General features: G+C 59.9%; 18 protein-coding genes. All 18 read right to left on the reverse strand.

Annotation, left to right across the window (positions count from 1 at the left end):
• On the reverse strand, positions 1-438 hold the full coding sequence (locus HMPREF9166_RS03730; protein WP_009442724.1) for an FHA domain-containing protein: 438 nt from the start codon (positions 436-438) through the stop codon (positions 1-3).
• A complete protein-coding gene (locus HMPREF9166_RS03735; protein ID WP_039981583.1) occupies positions 438-1,181 on the reverse strand; it encodes an FhaA domain-containing protein in 744 nt (247 codons plus the stop codon). The genes HMPREF9166_RS03730 and HMPREF9166_RS03735 overlap by 1 nt, the downstream gene beginning before the upstream one ends.
• A 98-nt stretch (positions 1,182-1,279) precedes the next feature.
• On the reverse strand, positions 1,280-2,320 hold the full coding sequence (gene rlmN, locus HMPREF9166_RS03740) for a 23S rRNA (adenine(2503)-C(2))-methyltransferase RlmN (RefSeq protein WP_009442726.1): 1,041 nt from the start codon (positions 2,318-2,320) through the stop codon (positions 1,280-1,282).
• Positions 2,317-3,666, reverse strand: coding sequence for a 16S rRNA (cytosine(967)-C(5))-methyltransferase RsmB (rsmB, locus tag HMPREF9166_RS03745; RefSeq protein WP_009442727.1), 1,350 nt, complete (start codon positions 3,664-3,666; stop codon positions 2,317-2,319). Before rsmB ends, rlmN begins: the two co-directional genes overlap by 4 nt.
• Positions 3,667-4,497, reverse strand: coding sequence for a DUF116 domain-containing protein (locus HMPREF9166_RS03750; protein WP_009442728.1), 831 nt, complete (start codon positions 4,495-4,497; stop codon positions 3,667-3,669).
• On the reverse strand, positions 4,494-5,432 hold the full coding sequence (gene fmt / locus HMPREF9166_RS03755) for a methionyl-tRNA formyltransferase (RefSeq protein WP_175279247.1): 939 nt from the start codon (positions 5,430-5,432) through the stop codon (positions 4,494-4,496). The genes HMPREF9166_RS03750 and fmt overlap by 4 nt, the downstream gene beginning before the upstream one ends.
• 5 nt (positions 5,433-5,437) lie before the next feature.
• Positions 5,438-5,908 (reverse strand): peptide deformylase, encoded by a 471-nt coding sequence (gene def, locus HMPREF9166_RS03760; RefSeq protein ID WP_039980968.1) that lies wholly within the window; start codon positions 5,906-5,908, stop codon positions 5,438-5,440.
• Positions 5,909-5,916: 8 nt separating this feature from the next.
• On the reverse strand, positions 5,917-6,744 hold the full coding sequence (locus tag HMPREF9166_RS03765) for an amidohydrolase family protein (protein ID WP_009442731.1): 828 nt from the start codon (positions 6,742-6,744) through the stop codon (positions 5,917-5,919).
• A gap of 138 nt (positions 6,745-6,882) precedes the next feature.
• On the reverse strand, positions 6,883-7,614 hold the full coding sequence (locus HMPREF9166_RS03770; protein ID WP_039980970.1) for a 7-carboxy-7-deazaguanine synthase QueE: 732 nt from the start codon (positions 7,612-7,614) through the stop codon (positions 6,883-6,885).
• Position 7,615: 1 nt separating this feature from the next.
• Complete coding sequence (gene queD, locus HMPREF9166_RS03775) at positions 7,616-7,996, reverse strand: 6-carboxytetrahydropterin synthase QueD (protein WP_009442733.1); 381 nt, start codon at positions 7,994-7,996, stop codon at positions 7,616-7,618.
• 338 nt (positions 7,997-8,334) lie between these two features.
• Entirely contained in the window at positions 8,335-9,609 is a 1,275-nt protein-coding gene (locus HMPREF9166_RS03780; protein WP_009442734.1) for a glycosyltransferase family 2 protein, read from the reverse strand.
• A 1-nt stretch (position 9,610) separates the two neighbouring features.
• Positions 9,611-10,324: a CDP-diacylglycerol--serine O-phosphatidyltransferase gene (gene pssA, locus HMPREF9166_RS03785; protein ID WP_009442735.1), complete on the reverse strand. Its 714-nt coding sequence runs from the start codon at positions 10,322-10,324 to the stop codon at positions 9,611-9,613.
• Positions 10,321-10,953, reverse strand: coding sequence for a phosphatidylserine decarboxylase (locus HMPREF9166_RS03790; RefSeq protein WP_009442736.1), 633 nt, complete (start codon positions 10,951-10,953; stop codon positions 10,321-10,323). The genes pssA and HMPREF9166_RS03790 overlap by 4 nt, the downstream gene beginning before the upstream one ends.
• 67 nt (positions 10,954-11,020) lie before the next feature.
• The gene (locus tag HMPREF9166_RS03795; protein WP_009442737.1) at positions 11,021-11,746 is read right to left on the reverse strand and encodes a WecB/TagA/CpsF family glycosyltransferase; all 726 of its coding nucleotides are present in this window, start codon (positions 11,744-11,746) and stop codon (positions 11,021-11,023) included.
• A gap of 75 nt (positions 11,747-11,821) precedes the next feature.
• Entirely contained in the window at positions 11,822-13,630 is a 1,809-nt protein-coding gene (gene aspS / locus HMPREF9166_RS03800) for an aspartate--tRNA ligase (RefSeq protein WP_009442738.1), read from the reverse strand.
• A gap of 1 nt (position 13,631) precedes the next feature.
• Positions 13,632-14,897 carry a histidine--tRNA ligase gene (gene hisS, locus HMPREF9166_RS03805; protein ID WP_009442739.1) on the reverse strand — a complete coding sequence of 422 codons (1,266 nt, stop codon included), beginning with the start codon at positions 14,895-14,897 and terminating at the stop codon, positions 13,632-13,634.
• Complete coding sequence (hemZ, locus tag HMPREF9166_RS03810) at positions 14,897-16,402, reverse strand: coproporphyrinogen dehydrogenase HemZ (RefSeq protein ID WP_009442740.1); 1,506 nt, start codon at positions 16,400-16,402, stop codon at positions 14,897-14,899. Before hemZ ends, hisS begins: the two co-directional genes overlap by 1 nt.
• Entirely contained in the window at positions 16,399-16,881 is a 483-nt protein-coding gene (locus HMPREF9166_RS03815; RefSeq protein WP_006691428.1) for a Fur family transcriptional regulator, read from the reverse strand. The genes hemZ and HMPREF9166_RS03815 overlap by 4 nt, the downstream gene beginning before the upstream one ends.
• Between the last annotated feature and the right edge of the window lie 24 nt (positions 16,882-16,905).

A 16,905-nucleotide genomic window follows, 5' to 3' on the forward strand; every position in this document is an offset into this window, starting at 1 on the left:
TTACCTCTCAAACCGCAGCGACACAGCACCGATGCGCAGGACATCACCCGCGCGCAGATAGGCGCGCCCGCTGAGCTGACCGTCGTTCAGATACGTGTGATTCCGACTGCCGAGATCCTCTGCGATATACGCGTTCTCGCGCTGATAAATCAGGACATGATGATGCGAGACGAAACTGTCGTCAAGAACGATGTCATTGTCCGGACTGCGCCCGATGGACAGCTCATGCCCCACGGGATAACGCCGCCCCTCCAGCCCCTCGCCGGCAAGCACGACAAGTGCCGCCCCGGCGGTCTGCGCCGGCGTGTGCGGTGCTCGTATATCGGCACGCAGCGCCGTGAACATCTGCCGCCCAAGATGCAGGACGGCATAGGCGAGCCAGAGCAGCGCGCCGTATTCTAGGACAACGCGCAGTGCTTTCAGAACCAGTGCCGGCATCAGCGCACCTCATAGCGGAGCGCCGTCGTCCCGAGGCGGATCTCATCTCCATTCCTCAGGCACTGCATCTCTCTCCGCTCTCCGTTGATAAATGTACCGTTGCGGCTCTGCGCATCGTAGAGAACATGCCGATGCCGCTCGTAGGAAACCCACGCATGCACGCGGGAAATATTGCTGTCCGTCAGGATGAACTCATTGCGCGGCATCCGCCCCATATAGATCTTGCGCTCGCCGAGCGGCATCACAACGCCCTCATCCGCCCCGCTGAGTACTGTGAGCTCCGCGAGCTCATGCTCGGGCGGCAGATCGAGACAACGTCCATCGCGCAGGGATGGCCGCTCAAGCACGATGGTCTGCGCGAGCGTGTCATGCGGAACGGCGTCGCTCGGCTCCGGTACGTGATCCTGCTGCATCCGCCCCACCAGACGGTATGAGCCCGCGCGCAGTGACGCGTCGACGTCAAACGAAATGCTGAGCCGCCCTTCCATATAGAGATCCTCACGGATGATACAGCGCTTGAGTGCCGTTCCCAGCTCATCCACCACACGGTGGGAGCAGAGCCGCTGATAGTCCTCCGTCCCGAGAGAGATGATATACGCATTAGCAAGAGAGGCGCTGTTCTGACGCTTCGCCTCTTTTTCCAGCCCCTTGATCAGTTCAACCGGCTCCAGATGACTGCTGAACTTGCGGTTGAAGAATCCCTCAATGTGATCCCCCAGAAACGATTCCACGCGATCCATCATCATGCATCGCTCTCCTTTGGTCGCAAAGCACAGGAAAATCCACATGCTTCATACAAATACAAAACAACTTCTATATCATAGCATAAATCTTGAAAAAATTATAGTCCTGCTTCCATGAGACGGCTGCGCAGCTGTCCGCAGGCCGCCTGAATATCTGTCCCCATCTCGCGGCGCACGGTCGCCGTGACATGATGCGCCTCGAGAATCCGCTGAAAGCGAAGCACCGTCTCGCGCGGCGGACGAAAGAGATGCCGCTCGGCAACGGGGTCGATCGGGATGAGATTGACGCTTGCCAGCTGTCCGCGCAGGAGGCGTGCGAGCTGCTCTGCCTCGCGCACGCCGTCATTCACATCACGGATGAGGATGTACTCGTAGGTCACACGCCGCTTCGTCCGCGCCGCATAGAGCTCTGCCGCCCGCAGCACCTCCGCCATGGGGTACATGCGGTTGACAGGCATCAGCGAGGAACGCAGTTCCTCCGTCGGCGCGTGAAGCGAAATGGAGAGCGAGATTGGAAGCCCCTCCTCCGCAAGGCGCAAAATTCCCGGAACAATCCCCGAGGTCGAGAGCGTCATCCCGCGATAGCTGAGCCCGATGGTCTCCTCCGCATGCAAAAGGCGCAGCGCGCCGATTACGTTATCGTAGTTCTCCATCGGCTCGCCCGAGCCCATGACGACAATGGTATCGACGCGCGCGCCCTCCTGCCGCAGGTAATCCGCCATGCCAATCACCTGCGCGGCGATCTCCCCCACGGTCAAATTACGCGCCAGACCGTGCAGCGTCGACGCGCAGAATGCACAGCCCATGCGGCAGCCCGCCTGCGTCGAGACACAGACACTGTTGCCATAGGGATGGCGCATAAGCACCGTCTCCGCCGTCTGCCCATCGGCAAACGCATAGAGCAGCTTGATCGTCGCGCCGTCTGCCGACGTCAGGCGCGCACCGACCTGCGGCCGCTCGATTGAAAAGCGTTCCGCCAGCTGCGCGCGCAGCAGCTTCGGCAGATTGTCCATGACATCAAAAGAGACCGCGCCGCGCTGATACATCCAGCGGATGATCTGATCGGCACGGAAGCGGGGAATCCCCTCCTCGCGGAGGGCATCGGCAAGCTCTGTCTTCATCCATCCAAAAATATTCATCGGCGTCTCATACGGGCGATAAAGAAGCCGTCCGGCCCGCCCGTCTCCGGCATGATCTGTACCATGCGATCTGCTGTTTTTTGCTCCGGCAAAAATGCCCCCGTCTCCTCGAGGACGAAGTCCTCATGCCCGCGCAGAAACGCCTCTACCACGGCGGCATTCTCGCTGCGCTCCATCGTGCAGGTACTGTAGACGAGGACACCGCCCTGCTTCACTGTCCGCGCCGCACTCGCCAAAATCGCGAGCTGCAGCGGCGGCAGGGTCTTCGCGTCCGACGGGCTTTTGCGCCAGCGTGCATCGGGTTTGCGACGCAGGACGCCGAGCCCTGAGCACGGCGCATCCACGAGAACACGGTCAGCACACACACCATAGTGCGCACCAATCTCACGCGCATCGAGGAGCTGCGTCTCGATGATGGAGATGCCGAGCCGCTCCGCGTTGCGCATGATGCGCCCCAGCTTTTCCTCATAGATATCAAACGCTAAAATGCGCCCGCGATTTTCCATCCGCTGGGCGATATGCGTTGTCTTGCCGCCCGGGGCGGCACAGGCATCGATCACCGTCATGCCGGGCTCTGCGCCAAGGATATACGCCACGAGCATCGAGCTCTCGTCCTGCACCTGCGCCAGCCCCTCGCGCAGGGGTGCGAGCGCATCGAGCGCCCCGTGCGTGCGCAGGAGAATGCCCTCGGGAACGCGCAGCGACGCATCGGCGCGAACGCCTGCCGCCGTCAGTCGCTCCATGAGGGCAGTGCGGCTCGTGCGCAGGGTATTCGTCCGCAACGTGAGCGGCGCGCTCTCATTATCACAGCGGCACAGCCGCTCTGCCTCTTCATAGCCGTAGTCGTGCAGCCACCGCTTCACCATCCACACGGGATGCTGCATCCGCAGAGCAAGCGAGCGCGCATCGCGCCCCTTCGGCAGAGCCGCGCGCTGCGGCTCGCGCAGCGCTGTCCGCAGGACGCCGTTGACAAAGGACGCCGCGCCCTTTCCGCCGTGTTTTTTCGCGAGCTCCACCGCTGTGTGACAAACGGCGGACGACGGAATTTTATCCATGAAGAAGATCTGGTAAAAGCCAAGGCGCAGAAGCTCTCGTATGGGCGGCTGCGCCTTTTTGAGATCGGCGACATAGCGGCGAATCATGACGTCGAGCGTCTCGCCCGCCTTCACCGTGCCGTAGACCAGCTCCGTCAGAAAGCGGCGGTCGCGCTCTGCCATCGCCGCACCGCGCAGCGCATCGACGAGAGCGACATTCGCGTATGCGCCCTCACTGTGCACGCGCAGGAGTACCTGCATCGCACGCTCGCGGATGCGGTCGATCTTTTTCTCATCGTACTGCTTTGGCATCTATGTGTCCTTTGGGTTGGATTCAATAATCTCTTCGAGCTGGCGGCGTACCTCCGCCATATCCACACTCGTATTGTAGCAGGGGCCGTTCGGGCGGATGTTGAGCACCCCGACAGCGGGGAGCGGAAAAACGTCTTGAATCCCGCTCATCAGATCGCGCTCACACGCAATCGCGAGCACCGCCTTCGGCCGCGTGTTGTAGACGACCTGCCGCGCCAGTGTCCCGCCTGTCGCGACAAAGAAATGGAACCCCATCTCCTCAGAGAGCGTGACGAGATCGCCAATGTTGCAGCCGCCGCAGCGCTTGCAGTTGTTTGGGTCGCGCGTCACCTTGTGCGGGCAGCTCGCGAGCTGCAGGCAGTGCGGTGTTACGACGAGCAGGCGGTTGGCGGGCACGCGGATGTGCATGCGGTGAAAGAGCAGATTGCTGACCGCGATAAACGAGCCCTCCAGCCGACGACGCTTGACGCCAAAGAGCGCTCCAAGGCGTACGGCAGCAGGAAAGAGCAGATTGATCAGCTCATAAGTCTGTCGCTTCATCCACGGGAGGTACGGCAGCCCCGCGACGGCAAGCACCATGTTGAAGATGCCGAAAAAGGACAGGAGTACCGCGCCCGTCAGCAGAGCACCGATCGCCCACGGCAGAAGCGGCTGGATGCGCTCGAGCCCCGGCACGCCGATGTACCAAATGCCAAAGAGAAGTACGGCAGCAAGCAATGTCACGAGCAGGAGCATTCCGATGAAGAGACGCTTCTTTGGCCGTGAGGGCAGGCGAATCGTCTTCTTCTCCCCCGCCTTGCCGCCGTTGACCGTCAATGTCTCCGTACTCATGATGTAAAACGTGCTCCTGTGGTCAGTGCAAAGCCGTTCAAAAAGTCGGATGCCGCCATCATCCGTTTCCCGGGTGCCTGAATCTCTGTCACCTGCACGATCTCATCGCCCGCTGCGACGCGCAGGCCTGCCCGCCGATCTGCCGTGAGAATGGTGCCGTGCGGCGCATCGGTCCGCTCCCCTGTGAGGGACAGCATACCGATCTTATACCGTGCGTCCCCCAGATGCGTCTCCGCGTAGGGCACAGGGTTCAGCCCGCGCACGAGAGCATCGAGCTCCCGTGCCGTACGCGACCAGTCGATCTGTGCCGTCTCGCGCGTAATGCGTGCGGCATAGCTGCTCTCCCCCGTCTGCGGCGTACGCGTGAGCACCCCTGCGGCAAGCTGCTCCAGCGTCTCCACGAGGAGCGCCGCTCCCGTCTTCATCAGGGCATCGTGGAGCGTTCCGTACGTCGTATCCCTATGGATGGGAACCTCGCGCCGCAGGAGCATATCCCCCGTGTCGAGCCCCGCATCCATCTGCATGGTCGTAATCCCCGTCATTTTGGCACCGTCCATCACCGCGTGCTGAATCGGTGCAGCACCGCGGTACAGCGGGAGCAGGGACGCGTGCACATTGATGCAGCCATGCACGGGGATATCCAGAATCTCCTGCGTCAGGATCTGCCCGAATGCCGCCACCACCGCCACATCGGGACGGAGGGCGCGCAGCTCTTCGGCAAATGCCGCATCACGTGCGCGCGCAGGCTGGAGGACGGGAATGTCATGTGACAGCGCCCACGCCTTGACCGGAGAGGGGCTGAGTTTCTTCCCGCGCCCGCGCGGGCGATCCGGCTGCGTAACAACGGCGACGATATCCGTGAGATCGCGCCGCTCTGCCATCGCCGCAAGAATCGCCACGGCAAAATCCGGCGTCCCCATAAAGACGGTACGCATCGGCGTCATTCCTCTTCCTCCCCCTTGCGCAGGCGCACGGCAATATCGATGAAGAGGCGCCCCTCAAGATGATCGCACTCATGCTGAATGCAGCGCGCCAAAAGCCCCTCCGCCGTCAATGTGCGGCGGCGGCTGCGGCGGTCGGTATACTCCACCGTCACGCGCTCCGCGCGCTCCACATCACCGTACACCTTCGGCACGGAGAGGCACCCCTCCGACTCCGTCACGCTGCCCTCACGCATGGTGATGACGGGATTGACGAGCTCCAAGAGCCCGTGCTCATCCTGCACGTCGATCACAACGATGCGCAGAGACTTCCCCACCTGCGGCGCAGCAAGGCCCACGCCGTCAGCAGCATACATCGTTTCCGCCATATCGTCGAGCAGCTGCCGATGCCGCTTCGTGAGGCGTTCGATCGGCTCCGCCGTCTGTTTCAGGACGGGATCCCCCGCCTTCTTGATGTCAAGTATCGCCATAGTATTCCTCATGTCAGGCGCAGATGATAGATCCGCACCGCATTCTCATAAAACACAGCATCCCAGTGCTCCTCGGGAATGAGGAGCTTCGTGAATGCGACATAGTCGCCGAAGTTTGCCAGCGGCCAATCCGTGCCGAACATCAGCCGATCGTACGCATTCAGGTACGCGAGCCAGCCGCGCAGCTGCTCGATATAGAAATGCTTCCGCGCACAGAAGCGCTCGAAATCCACAATCTTTCCCTCAAGCATCCCCGAGAGATCGGCGGTGACATTCGGATTCTTCTCCATCACCGCAATGGCATCAACGAAATACGGCTCCCCCAGATGGCACATGACGAAATCCACCTGACGGAACTTCGTCGCCGCCTCATCCATGACATTCGGATGCGCATACTTCAGCAGCGCCTTTTCCGTCGCAGTCAGTCCCGTGTGTACGGCGACGGGCTTTCCGTACCGTGCCGCGAGTTCGTAGACGGGGGCAAGCATATCGTCATAGAGATAGAAATAATTGTAGCCGGGATAGAGCTTGATGCCGACGCAGCGCTCGCTCCGAAGATGCTGCTCGAGGGCAGGCAGGAGCTGCTCAATGCGCGCAGCACTCATCTCCGTCTGTCCGCCGTCGCCCGCGATCCCGACACAGTAGTGAAAGAGATCGGGATAGTTCGGCGCGAGCTCCTCCACGGGGAGATTGCCCATGATAACACCGTGGACAATCCCCGCTGCACGGCAGTCGCGCCGCAGAGCCGCCTCTGTGTTCTCGTGCCCCGCCGCACGTGCGACGGTATCAAAATACTCCCCTCTGCCATAGTGCAGATGGGCGTCAATAATCTTCATCGTCTGTTGTTCTTTCCTCAAAGAAATCGCTGATACGTTCAGCGATCCCTTAATTCCTGTGATCGTTTTGTTTTAGTTTACCATATCCGTCAATAGTTTTTGTGGGAATCATGTACCGAGGTCTTTATCCGTGCGCCCCTAAAGCATATCCATCATCCGATGGGTCTGCGGGATCACACGCACATGCGCAAGGCGCCGCAGCGCGTTCTCCTGCCATGCGAGCAGCTGCTCGGGCGAGGGCTTCGTACATCCGCCGTAGGGCGTCACGGGCTGCAGAATCAGCATCGTCTCCGGGGCGATATCCGCCACGAGGCGAATGGCGGTATCGACTTCGCCGTCAGGGCTCTCCCCCGCGACGACAATCTTGACCCACGTATCCTTCGCCTTTGCGATCTCCAGAAAGCGCACATGCGCATCCCAGACGGGATGTGTCGTCGCAGAGGGCAGCTTGATGTCCATGCTGATGCCCGCCACGCAGTCAACGCACTTTTTCAGTTCCTCATGGAGCGTTCCGTTCGACTCCAGATAAATCGGCAGATGCACATGCGGCGCCAGGGCGTGGATGAACGCAGCGTGCAGCAGCGGCTCGCCGCCCGTAATGTTGAGCGCCTGATGCGGTACGCCCGCCGCCGCGATCTCCACCAGCTCCGCCGCACGCTGCGGCGAGATGGGATTCGGGTAAGGGACGAGATGATACGTCCCCGCTCCCTCCTCCACGACACAGTCGGGGTGCATTCCGACCGCGCTGTTCGTATCGCAGTAGCTGCAGTGGAGATTGCAGCCCTCAAGGCGGAGGAACACCTGCCGGCAGCCGACGTACTTCCCCTCGCCCTGAACCGTCGAGAAAATCTCGATGATATTCTCGTTCATTTCAGTCCCTCTCATACGTGACAGATGATTTTGGCGTCTCCCAGACGGTCAGCGCAGCGAGATGCGCCGCTGTCGCCGTAACCTCAGGACGCACGGCAAGACGCTCAAAAATAATCCGTGCCAGATTCTCCGCCGTCGGATTCGCCGCGGCATCAAACGGCGGAATTTCATTGATATAGCGGTGGTCGAACTCATCCAATACCGCCATCAGCGCTGCCTTTGCAGTCTTAAAGTCGATCATCATTCCGAGATCGTCGAGCTCCGTGCCGCGAAACACCGCCTCAACGACCCAGTTATGCCCGTGCAGGCGGTCGCACTTCCCAGGATACCCGACAACGCGGTGTGCCGCCTCGAATGCACCTTCAACGCGCAGTGTATACATTCTGTTCTCCTTCGTTTGTCAAAAGGGGCTGTTGTACGAAGCAAAACCTCGTACAACGCCCCTTCTTTGTGCCCCTTCCACCGCTTGCGCGGTCCCCCTTCCCCGTGATAACGGGGAAGGCTTTAGGAAATAATGGCATAATAGCTTCCCCCGCTGCTGACCTGTCGAAAAAGCAAGCCCCAAGGGGCGCACAGCTTATTCGGAAACAGGTCGCATGGGAAAACGTCCCAAGAACACAAGCGTCAGCGATATGTGATTGGTTGACGTTGACCGCTAGCGGGGGAAGTGGCGAGCGCAGCGAGCCGATAGGGGGACGTGCGAACCCCTTCTCGATGCCATTATTTCACATCGCTCATCACTTCATCCATGCTCATGGCACGTGTATGCTTCGTATGGCTCCACTCATGCTCATTGCGGTGAATGAATCCAAGAAAAATGATCGGAATCCACGAGTAGATGAACACGGGATAAAGGAGCAGATAGAACCATGCCTTCAGCTTGGCACGCACCTTGATAAGGATAATCATGGGCAGGAGATACTGTCCGATCATGATCGCTGTCATCAGCTGTGACGGCAGAAATTTATAAATGCTTGTGTAGAAGGGTGGAAACGCCAGCTGTACATAACTGATGATGATGAAGAACGTCGAGATCATGAGAAAATGCGGCTGCAGGAGATAGATGCAGCCATCCCAGATGCGTATGTCGCGGCGTTTCCATCCCTCGCGGATCATGGTCGGGATGAAGCGGTGCGCCACGTCAAACTGTCCCTGTGCCCAGCGTCTGCGCTGGTTCCACGCCTGCTTGAACGTGAGCGGCTTCTCATCGTAGACCACGGCGTCATGCGCCCACGTCGTCTTGATGCCCTCGGCAAGCAGCTTCATCGTGAACTCCATGTCCTCGGTAAGGCAGGTCGCGCGCCAGCCGTGCCGCTTCAGCACGTCCGTCGTAATGCACATGCCCGTACCGCCGAGGCACGCCGAGAGACCGATGTTCGTCTTTGCGAGATGCGAGATATGGTCGATGACCCAGAACGCGATGGCAAATGTCCCCGCCACCCATGTGTCGTATGGATTCTTCGCATCCAGATAGCCCTGAATGACCTTGTCGCCCTTGAGGAGGCGGTTGTTCATCTCCTTGAGGAAATTCGGGTGCACGAGGTTGTCCGCGTCGAAGATGGCGACGGCATCGTACTCCTTGTCCATCGCAAAGAGCTGCTCAAACATCCACTCAAGGGCAAACCCCTTGCTCTTCTTCGTTGGATGCGTGCGCGTGCAGACAATGGCGCCCGCCTTCTCCGCGATCTCCCCCGTATTGTCCGTACAGTTGTCCGCAATGACATAGATGTCGTACAGTTCCTTGGGATAGTCGAGCCGCTGCAGATTTTCGATGAGCTGCCCGATGACCGCCGCCTCATTGTGCGCGGCGACGACGACAGCAAACGTCTTCTCCGGTGTCAGGATTTTTTTCTCCCCATGCCGCCACAGACAGCAGAAGCCGATGAAGAAAAAATACAGCGTGAAGAGCAGAAGGAGGATCTGCATTGGCACCATAATGATGTCAAAGACATGTGCCGGCAGATAAGGCGAGAGTGCATGAAAGATCTCTGTCATATCAGCTTTCCCTCGTCCGCATCGTCAGCGCAGTCACATGGTTGACGATGCCAAAGAGCGCATACGCCGCAAAAATCGCCGTAAAGACAGCGGGCAGAACAGCCGTCCGCCCGACATAGAGGATGCCGGCGAACACGATGAGTGCGGCGAGCTTCGATACAAAGTAAATCCGTTCTCCGTCCCCCTTAAAGTCCGGATAATGGACGTGACTGACCATCAAATAGCCCGTCACGGCGACCGCGGCGGGATAAAGGAGCCCATAGCCGGCAGGGTTGATGCCGAGCGAGAGAAAGAGCCACGCCGACATGGCGACGAGATTCCCGCCCGCCGGAATGGCGAGCCCCATAAAGTAGCCATGCACCACATTGGCGTTCACATTGAAGCGCGTAAGACGCCACATCCCGCAGAGTGCAAAACAGATCGCCGCCGCTGCACCGACGAGCCCGTAGGAGAAGAGAGCCAGTTTCCACGCGAGCAGCGCGGGGGCGATGCCGAATGAGCCGAGGTCGCAGAGGGAGTCCATCTCCTTGCCGAACTCACTGGAGACGCCGAGCGCACGCGCCACGCGTCCGTCCATGCCGTCCGCGACCAGCGCGAGCAGAATGAAGATCGCCGCCCAGTCAAGATGGCCTTCTGCCGTTGACAGGATGGAACACATACCAAAGAACAGATTCATCGCCGTACACAGATTCGGCAGAAATCGTCTGTAATTCATTCGCCTTCAAGCCTCCCCAGGACAGTCCTGCCGCCCTGCACCTTTTCGCCCTCCCGCACGAGGATCTGCGCCCGCTCAGGCATCACGATCTCAAGGCAGGAGCCGAAGCGGATCATGCCGTAGATGTCTCCTTGCTTCATGCGGTCGTCGAGCGTCACCCACGAGACGATGCGCCGCGCGAGGATGCCCGCGATCTGCTTTACCGTGATGCGCAGATCACCACGGTCAATGCCGATCAGATGGTGTTCATTTTCAAAGCCGACCTCGTCCTTGTAGGCGGGACGAAAACGACCGCAGTAGTATTTCTGCAGCTTGATTTCCCCATTGATCGGACTGCGGTTGACGTGCACGTTAAAGACCGACATGAAGATGACGATCTTGTTGCACGGCTCTCCAACGAAATCATCCACGCCCACAGAGGAGATCTCCGTCACCGTGCCGTCGGCAGGCGACAGAATATGATGTTCGTTTGCGGCGATCGTACGTGTCGGGCTGCGGAAGAAATAGGCAAAATAGCACGCCAGCACGACGAACGGAAGCGCGGCATACGGATGCGCAAAGTATCCAAAAATAACCGCCAAAACGAGTGCGGCGCCAATAAACTTATAGCCTTCACTGACAATGACCACGCAGACGCGCCTCCTTTTTCTCTCACATTATAATGGAAAGCCTATTCTTTGTCCACAGATACGGCTCTTATTTTCGCGATGCGTGCACTTTCAGGACGAATTTCGGCAGCGCCAGCAACCGACCTGCACGTTTCGGCTGCATCAGCCCGCGGAAGAGCCATTCCAGTTTTGCCTTCTGCATCCAGTGCGGTGCGCGCTTCATCACGCCCGCCATGACGTCGAGCGTCCCGCCGACGCCGATGGCGACGGGAACGTCAAGCTCTGCGAGATGCGCGGCGATCCACTTCTCCTGCTTCGGCACACCGAGCGCGACGAGCAGGAGGTCAGGGCGTGCTGCGCGAATCTCCGCAATGATCGTCGCATTGTCCGCAGGGGAAAAGAACCCGTTGCGCACCCCCACGATCTCGATGCCGGGATAAAGCTGCTCCGCCTTTGCCTTTGCCTTCTCCGCAACGCCGGGCGCAGAGCCGAAGAAGTAGACGCTGTGCCCCTCGGCAGGGGCACAGCGCAGCAACTCCTGCGCCAGATCGTAGCCCGCGACGCGCTCGGGCATCGCGTGCCCGAGGTGACGTGCCGCCCAGACCGTCCCTGCCCCATCGGGCACAACGAGTGCCGACGCATTCAGGATACGGCGCAGCTCCTCATCATGCGTCGCACGCATCAGCATCTCGGCATTCGCCGTCGCAACCATAACGCCCGCACGCGTGTCCATGGCACGGCGCACGACATCGACAGCCTCCGCCATCGTGACGGCATCGACATCGACCCCCAGGATATTCACCCGCTCTGCCAAGCGCAATTCCTCCTTCTGTCTCGCGAAAAGAGAGCGTCCGCATGGGACGCCCTCGAAATGCTTCGTCGTACCGTTTTACCGTGCAGCTTCGTCTGCCTTCTTCTTCGGCACAGCCGTGCGGATATAGAGCTCACGCAGCTGCTTCTCATCGACGGTAGCAGGTGCTTCGCTCATCACATCCGATGCGCTCTGTGTCTTCGGGAACGCAATCACGTCACGGATGGAGCGGCGCTTTGCCATCAGCATCACGAGACGATCGAGGCCGAAGGCGAGTCCGCCGTGCGGCGGCGTGCCGTACTCGAAGGCATTCATCATAAAGCCGAAGCGTGCGCGTGCCTCCTCCGGCGTGAAGCCAAGTGCCTCAAAGACTTGTTCCTGCAGATCACTGCTGTAGATACGCAGACTGCCGCCGCCGATCTCGACGCCGTTCAGCACCATGTCATAGGCATTTGCCTTGACGCGGCCGGGGTCGGACTTCAGGAACGGCACGTCCTCATCACGCGGCGCGGTGAACGGATGGTGCATCGCCTTGTAGCGCTTCTCCTCCGCACTGTACTCGAACATTGGGAAGTCCACAACCCAGAGGAAACGCAGCGCATCGGGATCGATCAATCCACGGCGACGGCCCATCTCAAGGCGCAGCTCGCCGAGTGCCTGTGCCACAACGAGCGGCTGGTCGGCGACGACGAGGAGCAGATCCCCCGTCTTTGCCCCGACGGCATTCTTGATCGTCTCAAAGGTCTCATCGGAGTAGAACTTCTTGAAGGGCGACTTTACCCCCTCCTCCGTGTACTGAATCCACGCTAGTCCCTTTGCACTGTAGCCCTGCACATAGGAGACGAGGCCGTCCAGCTCACGGCGCGGAATATTCGCATAGCCCTCGACGTTGATGACCTTCACGCGGCCGCCTGCCTCCATGACGGCGTTGAACACCTTGAAGTCCGAGCCGCCGACATAGTCCGTAATGTCCTGCAGCTCCATGCCGAAGCGCAGATCGGGCTTGTCCGAGCCGAAGCGATCCATTGCCTCATCCCACGACATGCGCTGGAAGGGCGTCTCGATCTTCGCGCCGATGCTCTTTTCAAACAGCTCTTTGACCATCCCCTCCATGAGCGTGAGGATGCTGTCCTGATCCATAAAGGACATCTCGATATCGAGCTGCGTGAACTCAGGCTGACGATCGGCGCGCAGATCCTCATCGCGGAAGCAGCGCACGATCTGGAAGTACTTCTCAAAGCCCGAGACCATGAGCAGCTGCTTGAAGATCTGCGGGGACTGCGGCAGCGCATAGAACTCGCCCGGATTGAGACGGCTCGGCACGAGGAAGTCGCGTGCCCCCTCGGGCGTGCTCTTGCAGAGCATCGGCGTCTCGATCTCAAGGAACCCGCTGCGGTCAAAGAAATCGCGCATGATCTTCGTCACGCGATGACGCAGGATCATATTCGCCTGCATTTCGGGGCGGCGCAGATCGAGGTAGCGATAGCGCAAACGAATCATCTCGTCCACATCGACGCCATCCTGAATATAGAACGGCGGCGTCTTTGCCTTGTTGAGAATCCGCAGCTCGCTGACGACGATCTCGATCTCCCCTGTCGCCATGTTCGGATTGACCGTCTCCGCACTGCGTGCGCGCACCGTGCCGCGCACGCAGAGAACGAACTCCGAGCGCAGCGTCTCCGCCTCGTGGAACGTCCCCTCTGCCATTGCCGCCTCATCGAAGACGATCTGCACAAATCCCGAGCGGTCACGCATATCGACAAAGATCAGCCCGCCGTGGTCACGGCGGCGCGATACCCAGCCGCACAGCGTTACTTCTTCACCCACCTGCTCCTTGCGCAGTATGCCGCAGCCATGTGTCCGTTTCATTCCCTGCATCGTTTCCATCTCAGACCTTCACCTCAGAAATCATCTTTTCTACCAAATCGTCAAGCGCACAGGTCTCCTGCGCACTCTCCGCCATATCGCGCACGAGTGCCGTATGCGCTGCCAGCTCATCCTCACCGAGGATGACGGCATAGCGCGCACCGGATCGATTCGCCTGCTTCATCTGCGCCTTCATGCTGCGCCCCGCGTAGTCCATGAGGGCACGCACACCGCCGTGACGCAGCTCATGCAGCAGGGGGAATGCCGCCTTTGCCGCCGCATCACCGAGCGCGATGAGGAATACATCCGCGGCAGGCGGCTGCACCGGCAGGAGATTCTGCTGCTCCAGTGCGAGCAGGACGCGCTCCAATCCGGCCGCAAAACCGACGGCGGGGGTGGGATTCCCTCCGAGCTCCTCGACCAGTCCGTCATAGCGTCCGCCCCCCGCCACGGCACTCTGTGCACCGAGCGGCGGATAGGCAATCTCGAACGCCGTCCGCGTGTAGTAGTCGAGTCCCCGCACAAGGCGCGGGTCGAGCTCATAGGAAACGCCTGCCGCCGTCAAATGCTGCTGCACCTGCTCAAAATGCTCGGTGCACGCAGGGCACAGGCAGTCTGTAATTGCGGGAGCCCCCGTCATAAACGGCTGCTCCGCATCCCGCTTACAGTCAAGGATCCGCAGCGGGCTGCGTGTATAGCGATCCTTGCAGTCATCACAGAGCGTGGGCAGATACTCCTTAAAGTACGCCTGCAGACGCTCCCGATAGACAGGGCGGCAGGCGGGACAGCCGACGGAGTTCAGCTTCAGCGTCAGCCCCGTCAAACCAAGTACCGTCAGAAAATCATACGCGAGGAGGATGACCTCGGCATCCAGCGCGGGGCTCTCCTCGCCGAGTGCCTCCACGCCGAACTGATGAAACTCACGCATCCGCCCTGCCTGTGGGCGGTCATAGCGAAACATCGATCCGATGTAGAAGAGCTTCTGCAGACCGCCATCCGCATAGAGTTTGTTTTGCAGATAGGCGCGTACGGCAGACGCCGTGTTCTCGGGACGCAGCGTCAGGCTGCGGTCGCCGCGGTCGGAGAAGGTATACATCTCCTTGTCCACGACATCCGTACCGTCGCCGATCCCACGCTGAAAGAGCTCCGTGTGCTCGAATATCGGCGTGCGGATTTCACCGTAGCCATAGCGGGCACAGAGATCGCGGATCACATGCTCGACATGTGTCCACGCACCGACCGCGTCAGGCAGTATATCCTTCGTGCCGCGCGGCGCATTCGTCAGCATCAGTGCTGTTCCTCCTCGTATTCCGCGCGCAGGAGCGCACGGCGCTTTTCAATATAGACGTCAATATCGCGCAGATAGGTCACAAGATCCTTTGCATGAAAAGCAGAGTGCAGGCGTCCGCTGCGCACGCCGATCACCTTTGTCGCGGCAGCGCCGCCGATGCCGATGATCGTCTGCCGCTCCTCCATGATGCGGATGTTGTAGATGCTCTCCGCACCGGGGCGGGCATAGCCGACGTTCTCCAGATCGCCGCTCATATAACCCTGCCGATAGAGATAGTAGGGATGGTAGCCCGCCGCACGGACGGCAGCCGTCGCCGCCGCATTCATGCGCATCGTCTCCGCATCAGACGGCAGAGCGACATGCTCCGTCTCCATCATAAGGCGCAGCCGCGAGCCGCGCTTCAGTGCAAGTGCGTGGAGGGTGATGTCGTCCGGGCGGAGGGCTGTCACCGCTGCCATCGTCGCACGGACATCCTCTGCCGTTTCGCCCGGCAGACCGAGGATCACGTCCATATTGATGTGCACGTCCATCGACGCACGGATGTCCTGCACCATGCGCACAATATCGGACGGCGTATGATGCCGTCCGATGCGCTCGAGCGTCCGCTCCTGCATCGACTGCGGATTGACACTGACGCGCGTCACCCGATATGCCTTCATCGCTGTGATCTTCGCCGCGCTCATGCTGTCGGGACGTCCTGCCTCCACCGTGAACTCACGGACAGAAGATCCATAGAAAGCATTATATACCATTTTGAGCATTTCGGCAAAAAAAACATCGGGCAGGCTCGTCGGCGTCCCTCCCCCGATGTAGATGCACCCGACGGTCAGCCCCAATGTGCGCACATCCTCTGCAGCAGCGGCAAGATCGCGCACGAGCACATCCATAAATGCACGCAGCGTATTCTCCCCCGGCAGGAGATGCGAGGGAAAGGAACAGTAGAGGCAGCGCGAGAGACAGAACGGAATGCCGACGTAGATGCCCACCGTCCGCGCGTCCTCATGCGCAAGAAACGGCAGCTGACGCACGGCAACCTCCGTCATGAGACGTGCCTTCTCCGCACTGCAGAAATAATCCTCCTGCAATCGCTGCACGGCAGCGTCGGGCGTCATGCCGCCCCTCAGCCAGCGGTGCACGATCTTCGTTGGGCGCACCCCATGCAGGATGCCCCACGGGGCAGGCGGCAGGGCAAAGCGGACACGGAAAAACTCGTAGAGATTCCGCTTGATCGTGCGGTGCACCGCTGCACGCGGCAGTTCATCCGTGCGCCCCGCAGAGGAGAACGAAAGGCACTCACAGCGCCCATCCAGCGCATAGAGCCAGACCTCCGTCATAACAGAAGGCGGCTCACTGCCCGACGGCCGGTTCACCACCGACAGCTGGGCGTAATCCGCCTCTCCTGCTGTTCCGACGATCTCCACCTTGAAGAGGTTCAGTACCTCATGCACAACCTTGACGATGACCTCGCTGGGATGATTGATGGTGAGCGATCGTATTTTCACGCTTTTTTCTGCTTCTCCCGGCACTTCTTGCAGATGCCGAAGAACTTCGCCTGATGATTCTCCACCAAGAAGCCCGTCTTTTCGAGAATATCCTGTTCCAGATGATCGAGCATATCTTCCTCGAACTCCGAGATCTCCTTGCACTCCGTGCAGATGAGATGATGATGGAAGTGCTGGTTCGGGTCGATCGGATTCAGCTCGTAGGAATACGACCCCTTGTTGCGCTTGTCGAACTCCTTGCCGAACTCGATCTTCTGCAGAATGCCGAGCGAGACCAGAATCTCCAGACTGCGATAGACCGTCGCGAGTCCGATCTCCGACTCCGTCCCGCGCAGAATGTCATAGATCTTCTCCGCGCTCAGATGCTCGCTCGGATGATCCAAAATGACCTGCAGCACAATCTGCCGCTGCGGCGTCATCTTGCGCTGTGTCGCCTGCAGACGCTTCTTCAGATCTTCCATGGTATATGTCTCTGCCATATCTCTTCCCCCTCGATCCACCAA

The organism is Selenomonas sp. oral taxon 149 str. 67H29BP (assembly GCF_000146365.1).
Taxonomy (GTDB): domain Bacteria; phylum Bacillota; class Negativicutes; order Selenomonadales; family Selenomonadaceae; genus Centipeda; species Centipeda felix.

Bases quoted from the DNA above. Each gene is read 5' to 3' on its own strand.
- HMPREF9166_RS03730 (WP_009442724.1), bottom strand. From the start codon at position 438: ATGCCGGCACTGGTTCTGAAAGCACTGCGCGTTGTCCTAGAATACGGC.
- HMPREF9166_RS03735 (WP_039981583.1), bottom strand. From the start codon at position 1,181: ATGATGGATCGCGTGGAATCGTTTCTGGGGGATCACATTGAGGGATTC.
- rlmN (WP_009442726.1), bottom strand. From the start codon at position 2,320: ATGAATATTTTTGGATGGATGAAGACAGAGCTTGCCGATGCCCTCCGC.
- rsmB (WP_009442727.1), bottom strand. From the start codon at position 3,666: ATGCCAAAGCAGTACGATGAGAAAAAGATCGACCGCATCCGCGAGCGT.
- HMPREF9166_RS03750 (WP_009442728.1), bottom strand. From the start codon at position 4,497: ATGAGTACGGAGACATTGACGGTCAACGGCGGCAAGGCGGGGGAGAAG.
- fmt (WP_175279247.1), bottom strand. From the start codon at position 5,432: ATGCGTACCGTCTTTATGGGGACGCCGGATTTTGCCGTGGCGATTCTT.
- def (WP_039980968.1), bottom strand. From the start codon at position 5,908: ATGGCGATACTTGACATCAAGAAGGCGGGGGATCCCGTCCTGAAACAG.
- HMPREF9166_RS03765 (WP_009442731.1), bottom strand. From the start codon at position 6,744: ATGAAGATTATTGACGCCCATCTGCACTATGGCAGAGGGGAGTATTTT.
- HMPREF9166_RS03770 (WP_039980970.1), bottom strand. From the start codon at position 7,614: ATGAACGAGAATATCATCGAGATTTTCTCGACGGTTCAGGGCGAGGGG.
- queD (WP_009442733.1), bottom strand. From the start codon at position 7,996: ATGTATACACTGCGCGTTGAAGGTGCATTCGAGGCGGCACACCGCGTT.
- HMPREF9166_RS03780 (WP_009442734.1), bottom strand. From the start codon at position 9,609: ATGACAGAGATCTTTCATGCACTCTCGCCTTATCTGCCGGCACATGTC.
- pssA (WP_009442735.1), bottom strand. From the start codon at position 10,324: ATGAATTACAGACGATTTCTGCCGAATCTGTGTACGGCGATGAATCTG.
- aspS (WP_009442738.1), bottom strand. From the start codon at position 13,630: ATGGAAACGATGCAGGGAATGAAACGGACACATGGCTGCGGCATACTG.
- hisS (WP_009442739.1), bottom strand. From the start codon at position 14,897: ATGCTGACGAATGCGCCGCGCGGCACGAAGGATATACTGCCTGACGCG.
- HMPREF9166_RS03815 (WP_006691428.1), bottom strand. From the start codon at position 16,881: ATGGCAGAGACATATACCATGGAAGATCTGAAGAAGCGTCTGCAGGCG.